General features: G+C 68.5%; 19 protein-coding genes. 8 read left to right on the top strand and 11 right to left on the bottom strand.

What is annotated here, in order from left to right:
* The first annotated feature begins 366 nt into the window (after positions 1-366).
* The 3 genes from ACWPKK_RS21465 to ACWPKK_RS21455 all read left to right on the top strand — a co-directional run bounded on the left by ACWPKK_RS21465 (position 367) and on the right by ACWPKK_RS21455 (position 5,576).
* Entirely contained in the window at positions 367-2,682 is a 2,316-nt protein-coding gene (locus tag ACWPKK_RS21465) for a TonB-dependent hemoglobin/transferrin/lactoferrin family receptor (protein ID WP_452008118.1), read from the top strand.
* A 141-nt stretch (positions 2,683-2,823) separates the two neighbouring features.
* Positions 2,824-3,984: an HlyD family secretion protein gene (locus ACWPKK_RS21460; RefSeq protein ID WP_452008115.1), complete on the top strand. Its 1,161-nt coding sequence runs from the start codon at positions 2,824-2,826 to the stop codon at positions 3,982-3,984.
* Positions 3,981-5,576, top strand: a complete 1,596-nt coding sequence (locus ACWPKK_RS21455; protein WP_452008112.1) for an MFS transporter — start codon at positions 3,981-3,983, stop codon at positions 5,574-5,576. Before ACWPKK_RS21460 ends, ACWPKK_RS21455 begins: the two co-directional genes overlap by 4 nt.
* A 52-nt stretch (positions 5,577-5,628) precedes the next feature.
* On the opposite strand, the gene ACWPKK_RS21450 is transcribed toward ACWPKK_RS21455, so the two are convergent.
* From ACWPKK_RS21450 to ACWPKK_RS21420, 7 genes are read right to left on the bottom strand one after another with little or no spacing between them, the layout of a single operon-like run.
* Positions 5,629-5,976: a RidA family protein gene (locus ACWPKK_RS21450; RefSeq protein ID WP_452008109.1), complete on the bottom strand. Its 348-nt coding sequence runs from the start codon at positions 5,974-5,976 to the stop codon at positions 5,629-5,631.
* A gap of 29 nt (positions 5,977-6,005) precedes the next feature.
* Positions 6,006-6,770 carry a transporter substrate-binding domain-containing protein gene (locus tag ACWPKK_RS21445; protein WP_452008106.1) on the bottom strand — a complete coding sequence of 255 codons (765 nt, stop codon included), beginning with the start codon at positions 6,768-6,770 and terminating at the stop codon, positions 6,006-6,008.
* Between the two features lie 26 nt (positions 6,771-6,796).
* Complete coding sequence (locus ACWPKK_RS21440; protein ID WP_324869355.1) at positions 6,797-7,144, bottom strand: RidA family protein; 348 nt, start codon at positions 7,142-7,144, stop codon at positions 6,797-6,799.
* Positions 7,145-7,162: 18 nt separating this feature from the next.
* Positions 7,163-8,290, bottom strand: a complete 1,128-nt coding sequence (locus ACWPKK_RS21435) for an NAD(P)/FAD-dependent oxidoreductase (protein ID WP_452008103.1) — start codon at positions 8,288-8,290, stop codon at positions 7,163-7,165.
* 14 nt (positions 8,291-8,304) lie between these two features.
* The gene (locus tag ACWPKK_RS21430; protein WP_452008100.1) at positions 8,305-9,756 is read right to left on the bottom strand and encodes an FAD-dependent oxidoreductase; all 1,452 of its coding nucleotides are present in this window, start codon (positions 9,754-9,756) and stop codon (positions 8,305-8,307) included.
* Positions 9,753-10,055, bottom strand: a complete 303-nt coding sequence (locus tag ACWPKK_RS21425) for a (2Fe-2S)-binding protein (protein WP_452008097.1) — start codon at positions 10,053-10,055, stop codon at positions 9,753-9,755. The genes ACWPKK_RS21430 and ACWPKK_RS21425 overlap by 4 nt, the downstream gene beginning before the upstream one ends.
* The gene (locus ACWPKK_RS21420; RefSeq protein WP_452008094.1) at positions 10,036-11,169 is read right to left on the bottom strand and encodes an NAD(P)/FAD-dependent oxidoreductase; all 1,134 of its coding nucleotides are present in this window, start codon (positions 11,167-11,169) and stop codon (positions 10,036-10,038) included. The genes ACWPKK_RS21425 and ACWPKK_RS21420 overlap by 20 nt, the downstream gene beginning before the upstream one ends.
* A 339-nt stretch (positions 11,170-11,508) precedes the next feature.
* Here ACWPKK_RS21420 and ACWPKK_RS21415 point away from each other — a divergent pair, with 339 nt between their 5' ends.
* From ACWPKK_RS21415 to ACWPKK_RS21395, 5 genes are all read left to right on the top strand, one after another.
* Positions 11,509-12,465: a LysR substrate-binding domain-containing protein gene (locus tag ACWPKK_RS21415; protein WP_452008091.1), complete on the top strand. Its 957-nt coding sequence runs from the start codon at positions 11,509-11,511 to the stop codon at positions 12,463-12,465.
* A gap of 251 nt (positions 12,466-12,716) precedes the next feature.
* Entirely contained in the window at positions 12,717-13,778 is a 1,062-nt protein-coding gene (locus ACWPKK_RS21410) for an ABC transporter substrate-binding protein (protein WP_324869361.1), read from the top strand.
* A gap of 251 nt (positions 13,779-14,029) precedes the next feature.
* Positions 14,030-15,106 (top strand): ABC transporter ATP-binding protein, encoded by a 1,077-nt coding sequence (locus tag ACWPKK_RS21405; protein ID WP_452008088.1) that lies wholly within the window; start codon positions 14,030-14,032, stop codon positions 15,104-15,106.
* Positions 15,103-16,053, top strand: coding sequence for an ABC transporter permease (locus ACWPKK_RS21400; protein WP_452008085.1), 951 nt, complete (start codon positions 15,103-15,105; stop codon positions 16,051-16,053). Before ACWPKK_RS21405 ends, ACWPKK_RS21400 begins: the two co-directional genes overlap by 4 nt.
* Entirely contained in the window at positions 16,050-16,850 is an 801-nt protein-coding gene (locus tag ACWPKK_RS21395; RefSeq protein ID WP_452008082.1) for an ABC transporter permease, read from the top strand. Before ACWPKK_RS21400 ends, ACWPKK_RS21395 begins: the two co-directional genes overlap by 4 nt.
* Here ACWPKK_RS21395 and ACWPKK_RS21390 read toward each other — a convergent pair.
* The 4 genes from ACWPKK_RS21390 to ACWPKK_RS21375 are packed head-to-tail and all read right to left on the bottom strand — an operon-like array spanning position 16,808 to position 19,813.
* A complete protein-coding gene (locus ACWPKK_RS21390; RefSeq protein ID WP_452008079.1) occupies positions 16,808-17,143 on the bottom strand; it encodes a DUF3325 domain-containing protein in 336 nt (111 codons plus the stop codon). The two genes, ACWPKK_RS21395 and ACWPKK_RS21390, sit on opposite strands and share 43 nt — an antisense overlap.
* A complete protein-coding gene (locus ACWPKK_RS21385; protein WP_452008260.1) occupies positions 17,140-18,774 on the bottom strand; it encodes a PepSY-associated TM helix domain-containing protein in 1,635 nt (544 codons plus the stop codon). The genes ACWPKK_RS21390 and ACWPKK_RS21385 overlap by 4 nt, the downstream gene beginning before the upstream one ends.
* Positions 18,775-18,806: 32 nt before the next feature.
* Positions 18,807-19,088 carry a DUF3649 domain-containing protein gene (locus tag ACWPKK_RS21380; protein WP_452008076.1) on the bottom strand — a complete coding sequence of 94 codons (282 nt, stop codon included), beginning with the start codon at positions 19,086-19,088 and terminating at the stop codon, positions 18,807-18,809.
* Positions 19,085-19,813, bottom strand: coding sequence for a cobalt ABC transporter substrate-binding protein (locus tag ACWPKK_RS21375; RefSeq protein ID WP_452008074.1), 729 nt, complete (start codon positions 19,811-19,813; stop codon positions 19,085-19,087). Before ACWPKK_RS21375 ends, ACWPKK_RS21380 begins: the two co-directional genes overlap by 4 nt.
* Between the last annotated feature and the right edge of the window lie 16 nt (positions 19,814-19,829).

The following is a 19,829-nucleotide window of genomic DNA, read 5'->3' as shown; positions in this document are numbered from 1 at the left end:
GCGTTTTGCCGACCCGCGGGTTGGGATGAGGGGTGCGGCTGGCCGAAGGCCAGGGAAATTTCTTTTGCGCCCCCTCACCCCAACCCCTCTCCCGCGAGGGGAGAGGGGCATTCTTCGATGCCAAGCTGCACGCTTTTCCGCAGGTGCGAGATCTGTGCATCCCGTAGCGCGAAGGCGGGGATCCAGGGTTTCCTGTGCAAGGGCGGGCAACAAGTCTGGATTGCCGCCTTCGCGGGAATGACGGCCGAAAAAGCAACGTTGCCCGTTCTGCGCTCAATGAATGCGAATAATAATCAATAGCAAGTCTGACGTCACCGTGCCGGCCGGGTCCGGCGTGACCCCAAAAAAGAGCGAGGAGAGACAGAGATGACCGGAACCCCGAGCATTCCGCAGCGGATTGCAGGGACTGGACGGCTGCGCCGGGCGCTGTGGCTGTCGGTATCGGCGCTGACCCTGGCCGGCGCCGGCGCGGCGCTCGCCCAAACGGCGGTCCAGACGGCAACGCAGACGGCGGCCGCCCCGCAGGCGGGCCAGCCGGCGACCGTGCTCGATGCCGTGACCGTCTATGGCGAGCGCGGGGAACGGCGGCTGGACGAGGCGACCTCCACCATCTCCGTGATCGGTGAGGAGCAGATCGAGACGCGCGGCCTGCACCGCCTGCAGGATCTGACGCGCTACGAGCCTGGGGTGACGGTCAGCAACTCGCCGGCCCGCGCCGGGGCCGGCGGCTTCGCCATCCGCGGCATCACCGACAACCGCGTGCTGATGCTGATCGACGGCACCCGCCTGCCTGAAACGCCCAAATCCGCCGGTCCGTCCGCCGGCTACAGCCGCGACGCGGTGGACCTCGATTCCCTCAAGCAGGTGGAGATCGTGCGCGGTCCGTCCTCCGCGCTTTACGGGTCGGACGCGCTGGGCGGCGTCGTCGGCTACGTCACCAAGGATCCGGCCGATTACCTCTATCCCGGCAAGGACTTCTACGCCTCGCTGAAGGGGGCCTACGACAGCGTCGACAGCTCCTTCTCCGAAACCGGCACCGCGGCGATGCGTGCGGGCGAGTTCTCGCTCCTCGGCCTCTTCACCCGCCGCGACGGCGAGGAGTACAAGTCCAAGGACAAGAGCTTCCGCAACCCGCAGGACTATCAGGTCAACAATGGCCTGGCCAAGCTGGTGTGGGAGCGCGGCCCCGACAAGGTGACGCTGACCGGCGAGTATTTCCACCGCGATACCGACACCACCCTGCGCAACGACGTCGGCGCCGCCGCCAGCTACATCTTCTCGATGGCCCCGCCGCGGACCACCCGCGGCACCGTCGCCAATTCGGTCAGCGACGACGAGGCGACGCGCTGGCGCATCGGGCTGGAGCATTCCCACGACGCCCCCATCGGCTTCATCGACCATCTCGACTGGCGGCTCTACGCCACCGGCTACGACCATCAGGAAAACCGCACCCGCACCGCCGGCGTCGCCACCTCCACCAACACGCTGTTCCCGGCCCGCTCCACCCTGCGCGAAGAGACCAACAACGAATCCGAACAGCGCATCTTCGGCGGCGCGGTCAACATGCGCACCGACACCAGCTGGTTCGGGCTGCCCAACCGCCTTTCCTACGGCTTCAGCGTCGATCACATCCGCACCGAGCGCATGCGCGACGTGACGCTGACAAACACGGCGACAGGCGCCACCGCCAAGAGCTACAACGGCGACACCTATCCCAGCCGCACCTTCCCCAACACCAGCACGCTGATGCTGGGCGGCTATCTGCAGGACGAGATCACCATCGACCGGCTGCGTCTGGTGCCGGCGCTGCGCCTCGACTATTACCGGATGAACCCGGAGTTGGACGCCGCCTATCTCGCCTCCAACCCGTCCTCCACCCCGTCGAAGCTGGACAAGCTGGCGCTGTCGCCGAAATTCGGCGTCACCTACGACCTGACCCGCGAATATTCGCTGTTCGGCCAGTATGCCCACGGCTTCCGGGCGCCGCCCTATGACGACGCCAACCTCGGCTTCTCCAACCCGGCCTTCGGCTACGAGGTTCTGCCCAACGCCAGCCTGAAGCCGGAAACCAGCAATGGGGTCGAGGCGGGCTTCCGCGCCAAATACGCCGACGGCTCCAGCTTCCAGGTCTCCAGCTACTACAACCGCTACAGCAACTTCATCGCCCAGCGTGCGGTCGGCCGCAGCAGCGCCGGCCTGCTGCGCTACCAGTCGCAGAACATCTCGAAGGTCGAGATCTTCGGCGTCGAGGGCAAGGGCGAATGGCGCTTCCGGCCGGGCTGGTCGCTGTTCGGCGCGGCGGCCTTCGCCCGCGGCTTCGATCTCGACGCCAAGACCGCGATCGACGAGGTGGCGCCGCTGACCGTGAACGCCGGCCTGTCCTACACCGCGCCGGACAATTTCTGGGGCGCGGAGGTCGTCACCACCCACGCCTTCGCCAAGAAGGCGGACGACGTCAGCAGCTCCACCTACCTGAAGGCGCCGGCCTACACCACCGTCGACCTGTCGGCCTATCTGAACCCGACCGAGCACCTGTCGCTCGGCGCCTCCGTCAAGAACCTGTTCAACCAGGAATACTACAACTACATCAACGTGGTGAGCGTGGCGGAGACCTCCACCGATCGCCGCCGCTACCTGGAGGCCGGACGCTCCTTCCTCGTCCACGCCACCGCCAAATGGTGATCTGACCCAGAGGCAGGCGAACGGCCGGCGCGCTTCCTTCGTCGCTGCTGGCCCAAGCGGGGCTACACCATGGTTCAGCAGGTCATTTCACGGATCATCGCGTAGGGTCGCTCGGAAGGAACCTTCCATGGAGCGTCCCGGATGACCGATGCCGCCACGCCGACCCGGGGATCGGACCAGCAGCCGTCCCCACCCCCGCCTCCACCACCGGCCGCACCGCCGCCGGTGGCCTGGAGCCCGTGGGTGGTGCGGCTGTCGGTACTGGGGCTGGCCGTTCTGCTGGTGGTGGTCTTCGCCACGCGCTGGGACCGCTGGGTCGGATCGGCGGTCAGCCAGTCCACCAACGACGCCTACCTCCAGTCCGACATCACGCCGCTGTCGGCCCAGGTGTCGGGCATCGTCCGCGAGATGCCGGTGGGCGACTTCCAGCGGGTGCGGATCGGCGATCCGGTGGCGGTCATCGTCGACGACGATTACCGCGCACGGGTGGAGCAGGCGGAGGCGGCGCTGGCCGCCGCCGACGCCGCCATCGCCCAGTTCGACATCCAGAAGCGGACCCAGCGCGCCCTGGTCGATCAGGCCGAGGCCAACGTCCATGGGCTGGAGGCCGATGCATGGCGGGCGCGGCTGGAGGAATCGCGCCAGCATTCCCTGACCGAACAGGGGCTGGCCGGTACGCTGCAGGCGCTGCAGCAGGCCCAGGCGACATCCCGCCGCGCCCAGGCGGCACTCGAGGCGGGCCAAGCACTGGTCGACCAGCAGAAGGCGGCGCTCGACGGCATCGACGTGCAGGTCCGTCAGGCCCAGGCCACCCGGCTGCAGCGGCAGGCCGACCTCGATCTCGCCCGCATCACGCTGGACCGCACGACGATCCGCGCGCCGGCCGACGGCATGGTCGGCCAGCGGCAGGTCCGTCCCGGCCAGTATGTCGCGCAGGGCAGCCAGATCATCACCCTGGTGCCGCTGCCATCGGTCTGGGTGATCGCCAACTACAAGGAAACCCAGATGACCCGCATCCGGCCCGGCCAAACGGCGACGGTGCGGGTCGACAGCTTCCCCGACACGCCGCTGACCGGCCGGGTGGCCGGCGAATCCCCGGCCAGCGGCAGCCAGTTCGCCCTGTTGCCGCCCGACAACGCCACCGGCAACTTCACCAAGATCGTCCAGCGCATCCCGGTGAAGATCGTGCTGGACGATCCCAACCCGCTGCGCAACCGGCTGCGGCCGGGCATGTCGGTGGTGGTGACCATCGATACCGAGGGCGACACGGAAGGCAGCGCCGAAGGGGATCCCGCGAAATGAGCGCCGACCTCGCCGGAGCACGGCCGCCGGGCCGCTTTCCGCTGCCGTTCCTGCGGCGGGAGGCGGCGCCGGCCATCACCCACCATCCCGTCATCGGGCTGCTGGGCGTGTTGCTGGGCGCGCTGATCTCCACCCTGACCGCGCGCGTCACCGCCTTCGGGCTTGCCGACATCCGTGGAGCCATCGGCGCCGGCTTCGACGAAGGGTCGTGGATCCCCACAGCCTACACGGTGGCGCAGATGCTGGTGGCGCCGGCCGCCGCGTTCCTGGGGGTGGTGTTCGGACCGCGGCGGGTTCTGCTGGTCTCCTCCGTCACCTACGGGCTGGCGACGCTGGCCCTGCCGCTGACCGGCACGCTGACCGGAGTGCTGACCTTCCAGGTGCTGGCCGGCCTGTCGTCGGGCACCTTCATCCCGCTGACCATCGGCTTCATCGTCCGCAACCTGCCGCCGCGCTATCTGGTCTACGGCATCGCCGTCTACGCGATGAACGTGGAACTGTCGCTGAACTTCTCCGCCTCCATCGAAGGCTGGGTGATCGAGAACCTCGACTGGCGCTGGCTGTTCTGGGACACGGCGTTGCTGGCGCCGCTGATGGCGCTCTGCGTCCATTTCGGCATGCCGGCCGAACCGGTGCGCCGCGACCTGCTGAAGGACGGCGACTGGTGGGGCATCGCCTATGCCAGCCTCGGCTTCGCCCTGCTCTATGCCGGGCTGGACCAGGGCAACCGGCTGGACTGGTTCAATTCCGGCCTGATCACCGGGCTGTTCCTGGGCGGCGGACTGCTGGTCGTCGCCTTCATCGTGCAGGAGCTGACCTGTCCCAAGCCCTGGATCACCTTCAGCGCGCTGTTCCGCGGCAACATCCCGCTTCTGTGCCTGCTGCTGGTGCTGCTGCGGCTGGTGATGCTGTCGACCGCCTTCCTCGTCCCGCAATTCCTGATCACGGTGAACAATTACCGGGCGCTGGAGGTGGGGGACACGCTGCTGCTGATCGCGCTGCCGCAATTCCTGCTGGCGCCGCTGGTCGGCACGTTGCTGCGCCACGCCGATCCGCGCGTGGTGATGGCGGCCGGCTTCGCCGCAGTCGGCCTCGCCTGCTGGCTGGCCTCGCACCTGACTGCCGACTGGATCGGCGCCGATTTCCTGCCGTCGCAGATGCTGCAGGCCTTCGGCCAATCCTTTGCCATGACCTCGCTGATCTATTTCAACATCAAGAATCTGAATCCGGCTTACATCCTGGCGCTGGGCGCGCTGCTGCAGACGTCGCGCCTGCTCGGCGGCGAACTGGGCGCGGCCTTCATGCAGACCTTCGTCCGCATGCGCGAGCAGTTCCACAGCTTCCGCCTCGTCTCCGACGTGGTGGCGGGGGATCCCGACACCGTCCGCCGTGTGGCGGGCACCGCCGCCGGCATCGCCGCGCGTTCCGCCGGAAACGAGGAGGCGACGCACCGTGCCCTCTCGCTGCTGTCGTCGGCGGTGCGCAAGCAGGCCTATGTGCTGGCGTACATCGACGGCTTCATCGTGATCGGCTGGTTCATCGTCGGCGGGCTGCTGCTGATCGCGCTGCTGCGCCCAACACCCAAACAGTGACGCCCCGCGCGTCGGGCACGGGGCGTCACATATCCGCTCGGAAAGCGGAGGATCAGACGGCGGCGGTGACCACCACTTCGATCTTGATCTCCGGCGCGCCGAGGTCGGCGACGCCGATGGTGGCGCGGGCGGGAAGGTCGTTGCCGTCCAGCCAGGACAGCCAGGCGTCGTTCATCTCGTTCTTCAGGCTCATGTCGGTGATGAACAGCTGGGCGGACAGCAGCTTGGTCTTGTCGCTGCCGGCCATCGCCAGAACCTGGTCGAGCTTGCCGCAGATCTGCGTGACCTGGCCGCCCATGCCGACGTTGACGTCGTCGGCGATGATGCCGCCGAGATAGGCCGTGCCGTTGTTGACGACGACGCGGTGCATGATCTTGGTCTTCTCGATGCGCTTGATCACTGGAAACTGCTCCTTGGCTTGAAAAGAACTCAGGGGGTGATGGAGAAATCGACGTAGCGGGCGGCTATGCGCGCCAGCGTGCCGTCCTGCACGACCGCGCGGATCGCCTCGTCGAAGGACTGCTTCAGGCTCTCGTCCTCCTTGCGCAGGCCGACGCCGATGCCGGGGCCGAAAACCTCGGCGTCGATCACCGGCTGGCCGACCAGTTTGACCGACTTGCCGCCGTCGCCCTTGACCCAGTCCGACGCGGTGGCGCCGGTGGTGATGGCGGCGTCGATGCGCCCGGCCTTCAGGTCGGCCAGCAGGTTGGACGCGGTGTCGTAGGTCTTCAGCGTCGCCTCGCTGCCGAGATGCTTCTCGACATAGCGGGAATGGGTGGTGGAGACCTGGGCGCCGATGGTCTTTCCGCGCAGGCTGGCGGGCGAACCGTCGATGGCGGACTTGGCCGGCGCCACGAAATAGGCCGGCACCACCATGTAGGGGGTGGAGAAGCCGATCGCCTTCGCCCGTTCCGGCGTGATGTTCATCGTCGCCATGATGGCGTCGTACTTCTTCGCCAGCAGCCCCGGAATGATGCCGTCCCATTCCTGCGCCACGACGGTGCAGGGCCGCTTCATCCGCTCGCACAGCGCGTTGGCGAGGTCGACCTCCAGCCCCGCCACCTTGCCGTCGGGCTGGGTGAAGTTGAAGGGCGGGTAGGCGCCCTCGGTCGCGATGCGGATCTCCTGCGCCGCGGCGATGCCGCCGGACGCAAGCAACAAAAGGGCGGCAACGCCCGAGGTGAGGCGCTTCATGGCAGGCTCCGACAGGTGGAAAGGGATCAGCGCGCCGCGACGACGACGATCTCGACCAGGATCGACGGGTCGGCCAGCTTGGCCTCCACCGTCGCGCGGGCCGGCGGGTTGGCCTTGTCGACCCAGGCGTCCCAGGCGGCGTTCATCTCCGGGAAGGTGGCGATGTCGGCGAGATAGACCGTGGCGGTCAGGATGCCGCTCTTGGACGTGCCGGCTTCGGCCAGCAGGGCGTCGATCTGGCGCAGCACGTCGCGGGTCTGCGCCTCCACCGTGGTAGAGCCGTCATCGACGATCTGGCCGGCGAGATAGACGGTGTCCTTGTGGATCACCATGTCGCAGAGGCGCGGGGTCGGGTGGAAGCGCTGGATCGTCACGGGATGATGCTCCAAGGGTCAGGCGGCGAAGCGGCCGATGCGGAAGGGGGCGATGGGCAGGTCGGTGGACCCGGCCGTGATGAGATCGGCGGTGATGCGCCCGACAATGGGGCCGAGCTGGAAGCCGTGCGCCGAGAAGCCGAAGGAATGGTAGAGGTCCGGTTCGGTGCCGCTGGGGCCGATCACCGGGATCTGGTCCGGCATCCGCGCCTCGATCCCCGCCCAGGAACGGACGATGGTGGCGCCGCGCATGGACGGGAACAGGTCCCACACCGTGCGGGCGTTCACCGAGACCTGCGAGAAGTCCAGCTCCGTCCGGTTCTCGTCGCGCACCGCCCGGCCCAGCAGGCCGCCGCCGATCAGCACGGTGCCGTTGGGGAACTGCTTGAAGGACAGGGTGCGGCCGGTGGCGCCGACCACCGGCTTGATGAATGGGGCGACGCGGGCGGTGATCATCAGCATGGGCGCGATGACCTCCAACGGCACCGGCTCCCCCACCTGCGCGGCGATCCGATCGGCCCAGGCGCCGGCGGCGTTGACCACGATCGGCGCCTCGAAGCGGTTGCCGTCGGCGGTCTCGACCGTCCACAGGCCCCCCTGGCGGGCCAGCCGGGTCACCGCCCCGCCCTCCTGGAATCGGGCGCCCAGCGCGATGGCCTTGCGGCGGAAGGCGAAGGTGGTGCGGAAAGGGATGGCGGCGCCGTCACCGCGCGACACCAGGGCGCCGACGCAATGATCGGCGATGGCCGGCACCAGCGACCGCAGTTCCTCCTGTCCGACCACCTCCTCGTGGGTGAAGCCCAGCGCGTTGAGTTCGGCGACGCGGGCGCGCGCCGTCTCAAGCTCCGCCTCGGTCTCCGCCACCTTGATCTGGCCGTGGCTTTCGAAGCCGCAATCGTCGTCCACCAGATCCCGGATGCCGTGCCACAGCGCCATCGAGGCGACGGACAGCGGCACCTCCGCGACATGGCGGCCGAGCTGGCGCACGCCGCCCGCATTGACGCCGGAGGCGTGGCGGGCGACATGGTCCTTCTCCAAGACCAGCACGCGCACGCCGCGCATCGACAGGTGCAGCGCGGCGGAGCAGCCGTGCAGGCCGCCGCCGATGACGATGACGTCCGGACGGGGGGAGGCGGTGGCGGTCATTGCACAGCTCCGCCTCAGTGCTTGAAGACGGCGTCGATGTCGGCGTCGGTCTTCGGCAGGGCGGCCAACTCGGCCAGCGTGATCGGCTTCACCGGCGGGCGCAGGCGGTAATAGCCGACCTCCGCCGGGGAGACGCCGCGCTCTGCCGCGATGACCTCGGTCACCGTCGGGCCGCAGAGCCGGCCCTGGCACGGACCCATGCCGCAGCGCAGGAAGCTCTTGGCCTGATTGGGGCCGGAACAGCCCAACCGCACCGCCTCGCGCACCGCACCGGCGGTGATCTCCTCGCAGCGGCAGACGATGGTGTCGTCGGCCGGCACGCGGAAGGCTTCCGCCGGGGTGTAGAGCGTGTCGAGGAAGGCGCGGCCGGTCAACGCGCGGTCCAGCGCGGCGCGGAAGGGGGCGGCGGACTGGTCGCGCTGCTCCCGTCCGATGCGGCCCAGCCGGTGCAGCGCGTCGAGCGCGGTCAGACGGCCCGCTTCTTCCGCCGCGCGGGCGCCGCCGATGCCGGCGCCGTCGCCGGCCAGCGACACGCCTTCGACCGAGGTCGCGCCCCACTCGTCGGTGGTCGGGCGCCAGCAGCGCTGTTGCTCGTCCCAGCGCTGGGCGCAGCCGGTGGCGTTGGCAAGGTTCAGGTTGGGGATAACGCCGTGATGCAGCAGGAGCGTGTCGGCGGGCAGCCGGTGTTCGGTGCCGTTGCGGGTGTAGACGACGCTCTTCAGCACGCCTTCACCGGCAAGGCCACCCTCGGCGCGCAGAGCCGTGACATTGCCGATGACGGTCAGCTTGCGCCGCACCTCCAGCATCAGCTTCATGCCCTTGCCGAGATAGGGCGAGCGCAGGAAGCCCGGCAGCAGCGGCAGGGCGGCGCGCCAGTTCTCCTTCGGCGTGGTGTCTAGGATGGCGTCGACCCGCGCGCCGGCCTGCAGATACTGCCAGGCGAGCAGCCACAGCAGCGGGCCGCTGCCCGCCATCACCGTGGCGCCCGACGGCACGAGGCCGGAGGTCTTCAGCAGAACCTGCGCCGCACCGGCACCCAGAACGCCGGGCAGGGTCCATCCGGGGATCGGGAAGGGCCGCTCAAGCGCACCGGTCGCCAGGATGACGTAACGCACGGTCAGCAGCGACGCCGCGCCGTTGCGCGACAGGCCGATCTGGATGCGGCGCTGCCCGTCCGGTCCATCCTCGCGCGGGCGGGCGACGCTCCACACCGTGCTGCCCGGCCAGTGGGCGGCGCCGCTGTCGCGCAGCGGACCCAGCAGTTCGGCGCCATGCCAATAGTCGGGGCCGAGCACCTTGCGGTCGCGCACCGGCGTTTCGGTGACGGCGCGGTAGATCTGGCCGCCGGGCTCCGCCTGCTCGTCGAGCAGGACGACCGACGCGCCCTTGGACGCTGCGAGTGCCGCGGCTGCGAGGCCGGCCGGACCGGCGCCGACGACCGCGATGTCGAAGTCAAATGCGCTCATCGCTCCACCTCGCGCTTGCCGTTCTGGGTTTCCACCGCCATGCCCGGCGCCACGCGCACCTGACAGCCCTGGCGGTTCCCGGTCCCGTCGATGGTGACGAGGCAGTCGAAGCAGACGCCCATCATGCAGTAGGGACCGCGCGCCGCACCGCTGACCGGCGTGTTGCGGCAGGCGGTGACGCCGTTGGCCAGCAGGGCGGCGGCGACGCTGTCGCCGGCCCGCGCGCTGGCCGGACGGCCGTCGATGGTGAAGGAAACCTTCTCAGCCGCGGTCTCGATCTCAGGCAGCCTGCGGAACATGGAACCTCCGGGCGCTGAAGGGCGCAAAACGGTCGCCGAGGCCGCCGGCCGCGATCAGCGGCGCCAGCGTCAGCGCATGGTTGGCGGCAAGGGTCACGCCGCTGTGGCAGGTGGCGACGAAGGCGCCGGGGGCCGTCTTCGACTCCTCGTAGATCGGGAAGCCGTCCGGTGTCAGCACGCGCAGCGCCGCCCAGCTCCGCACCACGTTCAGCTTGCCCAGCAGCGGGAAGAAGCGGATGGCGCGCTGGGCGATCGCCGACGACACGCCCGGCTGCAGCGTGGTGTCGAAGCCGGTCTCCTCGAAGCTGTCGCCGATCATCACCCCACCCTCGTCGGTCTGGCGGACATAGACGGTGGGATGATGCAGGAAGGGCGCGGTCTTTTCGGTGACGATGACATGGCCGCGCTGCGGGCGGACGGGGGCCGACAGCCCGACCATCGGTGCCAGCCGCGCACTGTCATGACCGGCGGCCAGCACGATCTTGCCGGCGCGGACTTCACCCCCGGCGGTGCTCATGCGGAAGCCGCCGTCGCGATGCTCGATCCGCTCGACCCGGTGGTTGGGCCGGTAATCGACGCCCAGCATGCCGATGCCCTTGTGCAGGGTGCGCAGCAGCCGCAGCGAGTTGCAGTGGCCGTCCAGCGGGCAATAGGTGCCGCCGACCACGTCCGGCCCGATGAAGGGCAGCTCCTTGCGCAGCGTCTCGCGGTCCATCACCTCGTAGGGGTACGGGATCATGTCGGGCTGGTTGTGCAGCCGCATCATGGTGTTGGCGCGGGCCTGCAGCTCCTCTTCCGACAGCATCGGCATGAAGCCGCCGGGGCGCCGGTAGGCGACGTCCAGCCCGGTCTGCTCGCGCAGCAGGTCGGCGAAACCGCTCCAGTCGTCGGAGGACTGCTTGGTCCAGCCGGCATATTCCGCCATGCCCAGGCCCTTGCCCTGCACCCAGACCAGGGCGAAGTTGCCACGCGACGGACGGACGGCGATGTCGCCCTCGTCCAGCATCGCGACCTTCTGCCCCGACCGCGCGAGGCCCCAGGCCAGCGCCGATCCGACCAGCCCGCCACCGATCACGGCGACGTCGTACTCTCCGCCCCGACTGGGCTGCGTCATCGTCTCCACTCCCGCCGGCGCCGACACCGTGCGCACCGGCCGCCGCCGTTATCGTGATGCGCGCATCTGCCGGTCCGGCTCCCGCATGCGGTGCCGAATACTTCGCGATGCATCGCGTAATCTTCCGCAAAGCCCGGACCGTGCCGGCTTTGCGCATGGATGGCTTGCGAACTGCAGGGTTTTCACGGGCTGAGCGCCGCGGGATGCTTCCCGGCGACGCATGGCCGCTCCTTGATCCTTGCGACAGCATCGGCAGCCAACTTATAACTGTCAAATCAGATTGAAGGGGTGTTTCATGACCGAATGTTATGTACCCGCCACGGGAGCGGGCCGGGCGCCATGATCAATCCGCGCCAGATCGAAGCCTTCCGCGCCGTGATGCTGACCGGCGGCATCACAGCGGCGGCGGAGCTGCTGAACATCTCGCAGCCCGCGGTCAGCCGCCTGATCAGCGACCTGCAATATGCGCTGAAGCTGACTCTGTTCGAACGGCGCGGTCCCCGCATCGCTCCCACCAGCGAGGCCATCTCGCTGTATCAGGTGGTCGACCGTGCCTTCGTCGGGCTGGAACTGATCGAGCAGACTGCGCGCGACTTGACCGCGCGGCGCAGCGGGGCGTTGCGGGTGGCGGCGATGCCGGCGCTGGGCGTCGGCTTCCTGCCGCGCTACGTCGCGCGCTTCCTCAGCGAACGGCCGCGGGTGGACATCGCGCTGCGCGGCAGCACCTCGCCCATCATCCTGGACTGGGTGGCGACGGGCCAGTGCGAGCTTGGGTTCGCACACACCCCCATCGATCATGCGGCGGTGCTGACCGAGAAGATTCACGGGATTCCCGCCGTCGCCATCCTGCCGCCCGGCCATCCCTTGGCCGACAAGGACGTCCTGACGCCGAAGGACTTCGAGGGGGAGAGTTTCATCTCCACCAGCCCGCCGGCCTTGCTGCGCTCCCGCATCGACACCGTGTTCGCCGACCATGACGTGTCGCGGGCGATGCGGGTGGAAACCCAGCTGACGATGAACGCCTGCGCCATGGTGGCGGCCGGTTACGGCGTGTCGATCGTCGATCCCTTCACCGCCCAGGATTATGTCCCGCACGGGCTGGTCGTCCGCCCGTTCGAACCGAGCATCGGCTTCGACATCGCCATCCTGAGATCCGCCCAGGTGCCGCTGTCGATGATCGCGGAGGATTTCCTTGCCGGCTTCATGGAGGAGGCGACCCGCTTCCGTGACGGCTTCCTCGGATCGGGCGGCGGTACCGAAGCCGGCCCTCAACTGGTTCGGAACACGGAATTATAACATTACCGGATGAATGATGGCGGTTATTCGATTTGACGGTTATGTGACCACACCAGCACCCTTGGTCCGCGTCCTGACCGCGACCTTTCCGAAAAACAGCCCGCAGACAACGGCGGCGGCAAGGTGAGGAACGGTAAAACGGCGATCCGGGTCCGTGTCGCGATGCGGTCCGAAGATCAGGCCCGGATGAACCCCCGAGAACAGCGGACAGCGACCGTAAACAGGGACCAAGGCTCAAGAGGAGAATGACGATGCGCTCCGTGATGTGCGGGTTGATGGCGACGGCGGCCCTGTGGTGCGGCATGGCCGCGGTCCAGACGGCCCAGGCCCAAACGGCGGCCCAGGACAAGACGCTCTTTGTCGCCGCCTATGGCGGGTCCTTCGAGCAGACCATGCGCAAGGACATCATCCCGGCCTTCGAGAAGGCGATGGGCGTGAAGGTCGAGTATGTCGCCGGCAACTCCACCGACAACCTCGCCAAGCTGCAGGCCCAGAAGGGCAACCAGCAGATCGACGTCGTCATCCTCGACGACGGCCCGATGTATCAGGCGGTGGCGCTGAACTTCTGCGCCGACCTGGAGAAGGCGCCGGTCTACGACCAGCTCTACGACCTGGCGAAGATGCCGTCGGGCAAGGCGATCAACTTCGGCGCCGTCGGCACCGGCATCCTCTACAACAAGGCCTATTTCGACGAGAACAAGATCCCGGCTCCGACCTCGTGGAAGGACATCGAGGACCCGCGCTACAAGAAGAAGCTGGTCGTTCCGCCGATCAACAACAGCTACGGCCTGCACGCGCTGGTGATGATGGCCCGCCTGAACGGCGGCGGCGAGACCAACATCGAGCCGGGCTTCAAGGAATTCAAGGACAAGATCAACCCGAACGTGCTCGCCTACGAGCCGTCGCCGGGCAAGATGACCGAGCTGTTCCAGAGCAACCAGGCCGTCATCGCCGTCTGGGGTTCGGGCCGGGCCAAGGCGCTGGCCGACACCGGCTTCCCCGCCACCTTCGTCTATCCGAAGGAAGGCGGCATCGTTCTCGGCTCCGCCGCCTGTCAAGTCGCCGGCAGCAAGAATGCGGCCGAGGCGCAGAAGTTCATCCAGCACATGCTGGGCGTCGAGGCGCAGACCGCGCTGGCCGTCAGCGCCGGCTTCGGCCCGGTGAACAAGACGGTGGAACTGCCCGCCGACAAGCAGGCCGGCATCCCCTATGGCCCGGAACAGGTCGGCAAGCTGCTGGTGGTGGACTGGGACACCATCAACAAGAACCGCGAGCAGTGGAACAAGCGCTGGACCCGCGAGATCGAGCGCTGAGGATGTGAGAAGCAGCGCCCTTCTCCCCCTGCGGGAGAAGGGTTGGGGTGAGGGGGCGCAAACTCACGGTTTCACCGGCCTTCGGCCGGCTCCACCCCTCATCCCAACCCGCGGGTCGGCAAAACGCCGTTGGCGTTTGGCCGATCCCGCCCCGCAGGGGGAGAAGGGCCATCACGCCCACGACGATTGCAGCCATTCGCAAGCGCTATGGTGTGGATGCTTCAGGGGCGAAGGGAGAGGGAGACGACGGCATGACTTATCTGGTACTCGACCAACTGACCAAGCGCTTCGCCAACTGGACGGCGGTCGACCGCGTCTCGCTGACCGTCGAGAAGGGCGAGTTGATTTCGCTGCTGGGGCCGTCGGGCTGCGGCAAGACCACCACCCTGCAGATGATCGCCGGCTTCCTCGACGCCGACGGTGGGCGGGTGATGCTGGACGGCCAGGACCTGCTGGCGAAGAAGCCGAACGAGCGCGGGCTGGGCATCGTCTTCCAGAGCTATGCCCTGTTCCCGCACATGACCGCCGCGGAAAACGTCGCTTTCGGACTGGAGATGCGCAAGATCAACCGCGCCGACCGTGACCGCATGGTGGCCGAGGCGCTGAAGCTGGTCGGGCTGGAGCAGTACGGCGACCGCCACCCCCGCCGCATGTCCGGCGGCCAGCAGCAGCGCGTGGCGCTCGCCCGCGCGCTGGTGATCAAGCCGAGCCTCCTGCTTCTCGACGAGCCGCTGTCCAATCTCGACGCCAAGATGCGCGAGGAGATGCAGATCGAGCTGCGCCGCATCCAGCGCACCGTCGGCACCACCATGATCCTCGTCACCCACGACCAGTCGGAGGCGATGGCCCTGTCCGACCGTGTCGTGGTGATGAACAAGGGGCGCGTCCAGCAGGTCGCCTCCCCGCAGGAGGCCTACGACCGCCCGGCCAACGCCTTCGTCGCCAACTTCCTCGGCCGCACCAACCTGTTGCCGGGCATGGTCGGCGGCGGTTCGGCGGGAAGCACCGTCATCACCGTGGCGGATTCGGTCTGGCCGGTGTCGCAGCCGGTGCCCGTGGGACCGGGCGCGCTGGCCGTCCGGCCGGAGAAGATCGGCTTCGTCGATGCCGGGGGCTTGAGCGGCACCGTGCTGGCCCGCGTCTTCCAGGGCACGCAGTGGCTGTTCGAGATCGAGACCGCCGCCGGCCGCGTGATGGTGATCCGCCAGCATGACGGCTCCCCCCTGCCGGCGGAGCGCGAGCGGGTGATGATCGGATGGCGTCCGCAGGACATGGCGGTGATGCCGGCCGATCCGGAGGCGGACCTGTCCGCCCGGGAGGCGGCATGAGCATGGCGGCCTCCATCGATTCCCAAGTCCAGGCGTCCGCTGCGAACCCGGCCACTCCCCAGGGCGCCCACGCACCTCCGCCGCGCCGTCGGCGCCGCTGGCCCTGGGCGCCCTATCTGCTGAGCGCCCCCGGCCTTGCCCTGTTCGCGGTGCTGCTGCTGGTGCCGCTGGTGATGACCTTCCTGCTGTCGCTGAACAGCTTCAGCTTCTACGGCGGCATCGAGAATGTCTGGCAGCTCGGCAACTATGCCGACATCATCGCCGACAGCTATTTCCACGAGGTCTTCCTGCGCACCTTCCGCATCGCCGCGGTGGTGACGATCCTCTGCGCGGTGTTCGGCGCGCCGGAGGCCTACATCCTGCGCCGCATGAAATCGCCCTGGCGCGGGCTTTGCCTGCTGATCGTGCTGGGACCGCTGCTGATCTCGGTGGTGTCGCGCACGCTGGGCTGGGCGCTGCTGTTCGGCTCCACCGGGCTGGTCAACCAGGGGCTGATGGCGCTGGGGCTGATCGCGACGCCGATCGAGTTCATGTACACGGAAACCGGTGTCATCATCGCGCTGACCCATGTGCTGGTGCCCTTCATGGTGCTGTCGGTCTGGGCCTCTCTCCAGCGGCTCGACCCGCAGGTGGAGAATGCGGCGCTGTCGCTGGGCGCCGGGCCGCTGACGGTGATGCGCCGGGTGGTGCTGCCGCAGATCGTGCCGGGCATCCTGTCGGGCTCCATCATCGTCTTCGCGCTGGCGGCCAGTGCCTTTGCCACCCCGGCGATCATCGGCGGGCGGCGGCTGAAGGTGGCGGCGACTCTCGCCTATGACGAGTTCCTGAACACGCTGAACTGGCCGTTGGGCGCCACGGTGGCGGTGCTGCTGCTGATCGCCAACGTCGTCATCATCGTCGGCTGCAACCGGCTGGTCGAACGTCGCTACAAACAGGTGTTCGAATGAACCGCAACGGCCCGATCGCGCTGATCTTCCACGTCCTGTTCCTGGGCTTCCTGCTGGCGCCGATCCTGATCGTCTGCGCCGTCGCCTTCACCTCGCAGGGCTACCTGTCGCTGCCGACCGAGGGGCTGTCGCTGCGCTGGTTCCGCGCCATCGGCGACAATCCGGAATTCATCCGCGCCTTCAAGGACAGCCTGCTGCTGGGGGCGGTGTCGTCGACCCTGGCGATCCTGGTGGCGGTTCCGGCCGCACTCGCCATCGCGCGCTACCAGTTCTTCGGGCGCGAGGCGATCCAGGCGCTGTTCCTGTCGCCGCTGATGGTGCCGCACATCGTGCTCGGCATCGCCTTCCTGCGCTTCTTCACCATGATCGGGCTGGGCGGCACCTTCGTCGGGCTGGTGCTGAGCCACGTCATCATCATCCTGCCCTTCGCGCTGCGCCTGATCCTGGCGGCGTCCACCGGCATGGACCGGGCGGTGGAGAACGCGGCATCCTCGCTCGGCGCCTCCTCCTGGACCTGCTTCCGCCGGGTGACGCTGCCGCTGATCCTGCCGGGTGTCGCCAGCGGCTGGGTGCTGGCCTTCATCAACAGCTTCGACGAGGTGACGATGACCGTCTTCATCGCCTCGCCGGAGACGACGACCTTGCCGGTGCGCCTGTTCCTCTACATCCAGGACAACATCGACCCGCTGGTCGCCGCGGTGTCGGCGGTGCTGATCTTCCTGACGGTCGCCGCCATGCTGGTGCTCGACCGCGTCTATGGGCTGGAACGGCTGCTGGTCGGCAAGGGCCGCGACTGAGCCGCCCGCGGCGGAGCACCGGCATTCGTCAAACGGATGATCGTGCAGAACACGACGCCCGCGGCGAGGCTGGTGTGGCCGCTGAGCATGACGAGGCCGAGCCCCCAGCCCTGCCAGTTCACCAGCACCCCCAGTGCCAGCAGCAGGGTGCTGGTTCCCGGGACGCGCAAGGCGCGCGTCACGGCGGGTTCCAGCCGGCGTCCGAACAGGTCGTGTTGCTGGCGCTCCATCGCCAGGGCCAGCGACCCGAAGCCGGCAAGGCACAGCGCGAAAGACAGCAGGTGCATCATCATCGTCCCTCCTCAACTGCGCCGCCGATGACGCCACCCCGTTCCTTCGCGGGGGCGGCGCGCAGTTTCGGCCGGTGGCGGGCGGTGCGCAGCGCCAGCACCACGTGGAGTGCGGCCAGCGCCCAGCACATCAGATCCGTGCCGATGAACACCCAATCGCCCTGACCCAGGCTGTGCCACAGCGGCCGGTCGGTCGTGACGGCGTTCAGCACCGGCAGCAGCGCCAGCAGCGCCGCCGCCGCCCACAATTGCTCGATCCAGGCCGCCTTGGCCGGACGCAGCACGGCATGGACCAGCGTCAGCGCCCAGATCGCGAAGAACAGGTGGATCTCCCAGGCCGCGCGCTCCGCCATGCCCGCCGGCAGCAGGCGGTTGCCCCACAGATAGGCCGTCATGGCGACCGACAGCCCGGCGATGCTGGCGATGTTCAGCCGCTCCACGATGCGGAAGCCGATGTGGGGCCGTTCGGGATCGGCCAGCTTCTGCCGGCGCTTCACCGTCCACATCACCAGCCCGGTGCCGACCATCGCCGTGCCCATCAGGCTGACGAGGAAATAGAGCCAGCGTGTCACGCCGTCGCTGAACCGTCCCAGATGCAGGGCATAGAGCACGCCGCGCGTCTCCGCTGCCGCGCCGACGCTCTCGTGGGTTTCCAGCAGCCTGCCGGTCGTGCCCTCGAACAGCATGTATTGCGGGCTCATGGAGACGCGGCCGGACTCGCCGCGCGCCACCGCCACGCGGGCGGTGGAATCGCCGGGATTGGTGGCGGTGACGCGGCCGACATTGTCATGGCCCCAGCGCTCCTGTGCATGGCGCACCATCTCCGCGACGGAGGCGAGCGGCACCGCCTGCCCGCTGGGCTTGCCCGGCTGGATGAAGGCGTTCAGCTCCGCGGTCATCTGCTGGCGCTCGGCCTGCGTCCTGATCGCCATCTGCTCGCCCCAGGGCATGTAGAGCGCCATCAGCGTGACCAGCCCGGTGTAGGTGATCATGAAGTGGAAGGGCAGGCCGAACACCGACAGCGCATTGTGCGCGTCGAGCCACGACCGCTGTCCCTTGCCGCCGCGGAAGGTGAAGAAATCGACGAAGATCTTCTTGTGGGTGATGACGCCGCTGACGATGGCGACCAGCATGAACATGGCCGCCGCCCCGGCGATCCAGCGCCCCCAAAGCGCCGGCATGTAGTGGAACTGGAAATGGAAGCGGTAGAAGAAGTCGCCGCCCAGCGTGTCGCGCGCGGTGACCTTGCCCCCGGTGGCGGGATCGAAATTCGCCTCCCCGAAGGCGCGCCGGCCCCCCTCCGCTCCCGCTCCGCCCGGCGCCGTGCGCCAGAAGGCGTAGACGCTGTTGGTGCGCGCGTCCGGCAGGCGCATGCTCCATTGCGGGCTGCCGGGCACGCTGGCGACCAGTTCGTCGGCGATGCGCTGGGCCACCAGGGCCGGGTCGGGCAGTTCCGCCTGATGCGCCAGTTCCGGCCGCATCCATTGCGACAGCTCGTCCTTGAAGTAGGACACCGTCCCGGTCAGGAACATGGCGTACAGGATCCAGCCCATCAGCAGGCCGGCCCAGATGTGCAGGTCCGACATGCTCTGGCGGATGCCGCGGCCGGCGGGACGCCGTGCCTTGTCCCGCATTACGTTGTCCGTCTTCACGGCCCTACTCCCCCTCACCAGACCGACCACGCCGCCGCTGCCAGCGGCACCGCCGCCGCCAGCAGGCCGGCCCAGGCCCGCAGCGCATTGCGCGCCGCAAAGACCCAGACCACCGCGCCCGCATAGATGGCGAAGCTCGCCAGCATGCCGGTGAGCACGGCCTGCGGCTTGCTCATCGGCAGGGCCAGCGCCGCCACGCTGCCGAGCGCCGCCAGCGCATAGCCGCCGAACAATGCGGCGACGATGCGCGAGGCGACCGGCGCCGCGCGGCGGACGCGGTCGATCAGCGGGGTCATTGGTGCGGCGCTGCCGCCGGACCGGCGGGAAGCGGCGCCAGACCGTCGCCATGGACGTAGGTCACCGTGGTGGCGTAGCTCACGGCGTCATAGCGCTCAGTGCCGCTGGCGCCCGGACGCTCGCCGGGGGTGGGGTCGGTGAGGCTGACCTCCGCCACATAGGTGCCCTTCCACGGCAGGTCGAAGCTGACGAGCCCCTGCTCGTCGGTATAGGCCTCCTTGGCCCAGCCGGACTGGGTCACCAGCGACACCTTGGTCTTCGCCTTGGGCTGGTCCTTGAAGAACAGCTTGAAGCTGCCGGGCTGGCCGGCGGGCACCAGGTCCAGGGCCAGCTTCGGCTTCTGTTCCTTGAAGCCGGTGATCAGGCGCGCTGACGGGTGGTACCAGTTGGCGGTCTCCTTCCCGTTCTCCTTGCCGGGATAGAGCGGATAGAGCGGGTCGTCGGCGACGATGCTCTCGCCCTCGCCGGCCTTGAAGGGCAGGGTGAAGCCGGTGGCGGTCTTGGCCGCTTCCGACGCCCGTTCCCCCTTGGCGGAGACCAGCGTGCCGGCCGGCTTGACGAACTTGTCGAGCAGGCCGGGCGACGCCTCGCGCAGGTTCTCGCCGAACTCGCCGAAGCGGATCACCGCGTTCTGGCCCTCGGGCTGTTCGATCCAGATCTGGTGGGCGTTGGCGGGCACCGCGAGCCCCAGCAGGGCGACGATGGCGATGGACAGTCTGTTCATGGCTAATCCAACTAGA

The organism is Azospirillum largimobile (assembly GCF_977007025.2).
This window is presented reverse-complemented; position numbering and strand designations above follow the sequence as displayed.

Bases quoted from the DNA above. Each gene is read 5' to 3' on its own strand.
- ACWPKK_RS21465 (WP_452008118.1), top strand. From the start codon at position 367: ATGACCGGAACCCCGAGCATTCCGCAGCGGATTGCAGGGACTGGACGG.
- ACWPKK_RS21460 (WP_452008115.1), top strand. From the start codon at position 2,824: ATGACCGATGCCGCCACGCCGACCCGGGGATCGGACCAGCAGCCGTCC.
- ACWPKK_RS21455 (WP_452008112.1), top strand. From the start codon at position 3,981: ATGAGCGCCGACCTCGCCGGAGCACGGCCGCCGGGCCGCTTTCCGCTG.
- ACWPKK_RS21445 (WP_452008106.1), bottom strand. From the start codon at position 6,770: ATGAAGCGCCTCACCTCGGGCGTTGCCGCCCTTTTGTTGCTTGCGTCC.
- ACWPKK_RS21435 (WP_452008103.1), bottom strand. From the start codon at position 8,290: ATGACCGCCACCGCCTCCCCCCGTCCGGACGTCATCGTCATCGGCGGC.
- ACWPKK_RS21430 (WP_452008100.1), bottom strand. From the start codon at position 9,756: ATGAGCGCATTTGACTTCGACATCGCGGTCGTCGGCGCCGGTCCGGCC.
- ACWPKK_RS21425 (WP_452008097.1), bottom strand. From the start codon at position 10,055: ATGTTCCGCAGGCTGCCTGAGATCGAGACCGCGGCTGAGAAGGTTTCC.
- ACWPKK_RS21420 (WP_452008094.1), bottom strand. From the start codon at position 11,169: ATGACGCAGCCCAGTCGGGGCGGAGAGTACGACGTCGCCGTGATCGGT.
- ACWPKK_RS21415 (WP_452008091.1), top strand. From the start codon at position 11,509: ATGATCAATCCGCGCCAGATCGAAGCCTTCCGCGCCGTGATGCTGACC.
- ACWPKK_RS21410 (WP_324869361.1), top strand. From the start codon at position 12,717: ATGCGCTCCGTGATGTGCGGGTTGATGGCGACGGCGGCCCTGTGGTGC.
- ACWPKK_RS21405 (WP_452008088.1), top strand. From the start codon at position 14,030: ATGACTTATCTGGTACTCGACCAACTGACCAAGCGCTTCGCCAACTGG.
- ACWPKK_RS21400 (WP_452008085.1), top strand. From the start codon at position 15,103: ATGAGCATGGCGGCCTCCATCGATTCCCAAGTCCAGGCGTCCGCTGCG.
- ACWPKK_RS21395 (WP_452008082.1), top strand. From the start codon at position 16,050: ATGAACCGCAACGGCCCGATCGCGCTGATCTTCCACGTCCTGTTCCTG.
- ACWPKK_RS21390 (WP_452008079.1), bottom strand. From the start codon at position 17,143: ATGATGATGCACCTGCTGTCTTTCGCGCTGTGCCTTGCCGGCTTCGGG.
- ACWPKK_RS21385 (WP_452008260.1), bottom strand. From the start codon at position 18,774: ATGCGGGACAAGGCACGGCGTCCCGCCGGCCGCGGCATCCGCCAGAGC.
- ACWPKK_RS21380 (WP_452008076.1), bottom strand. From the start codon at position 19,088: ATGACCCCGCTGATCGACCGCGTCCGCCGCGCGGCGCCGGTCGCCTCG.
- ACWPKK_RS21375 (WP_452008074.1), bottom strand. From the start codon at position 19,813: ATGAACAGACTGTCCATCGCCATCGTCGCCCTGCTGGGGCTCGCGGTG.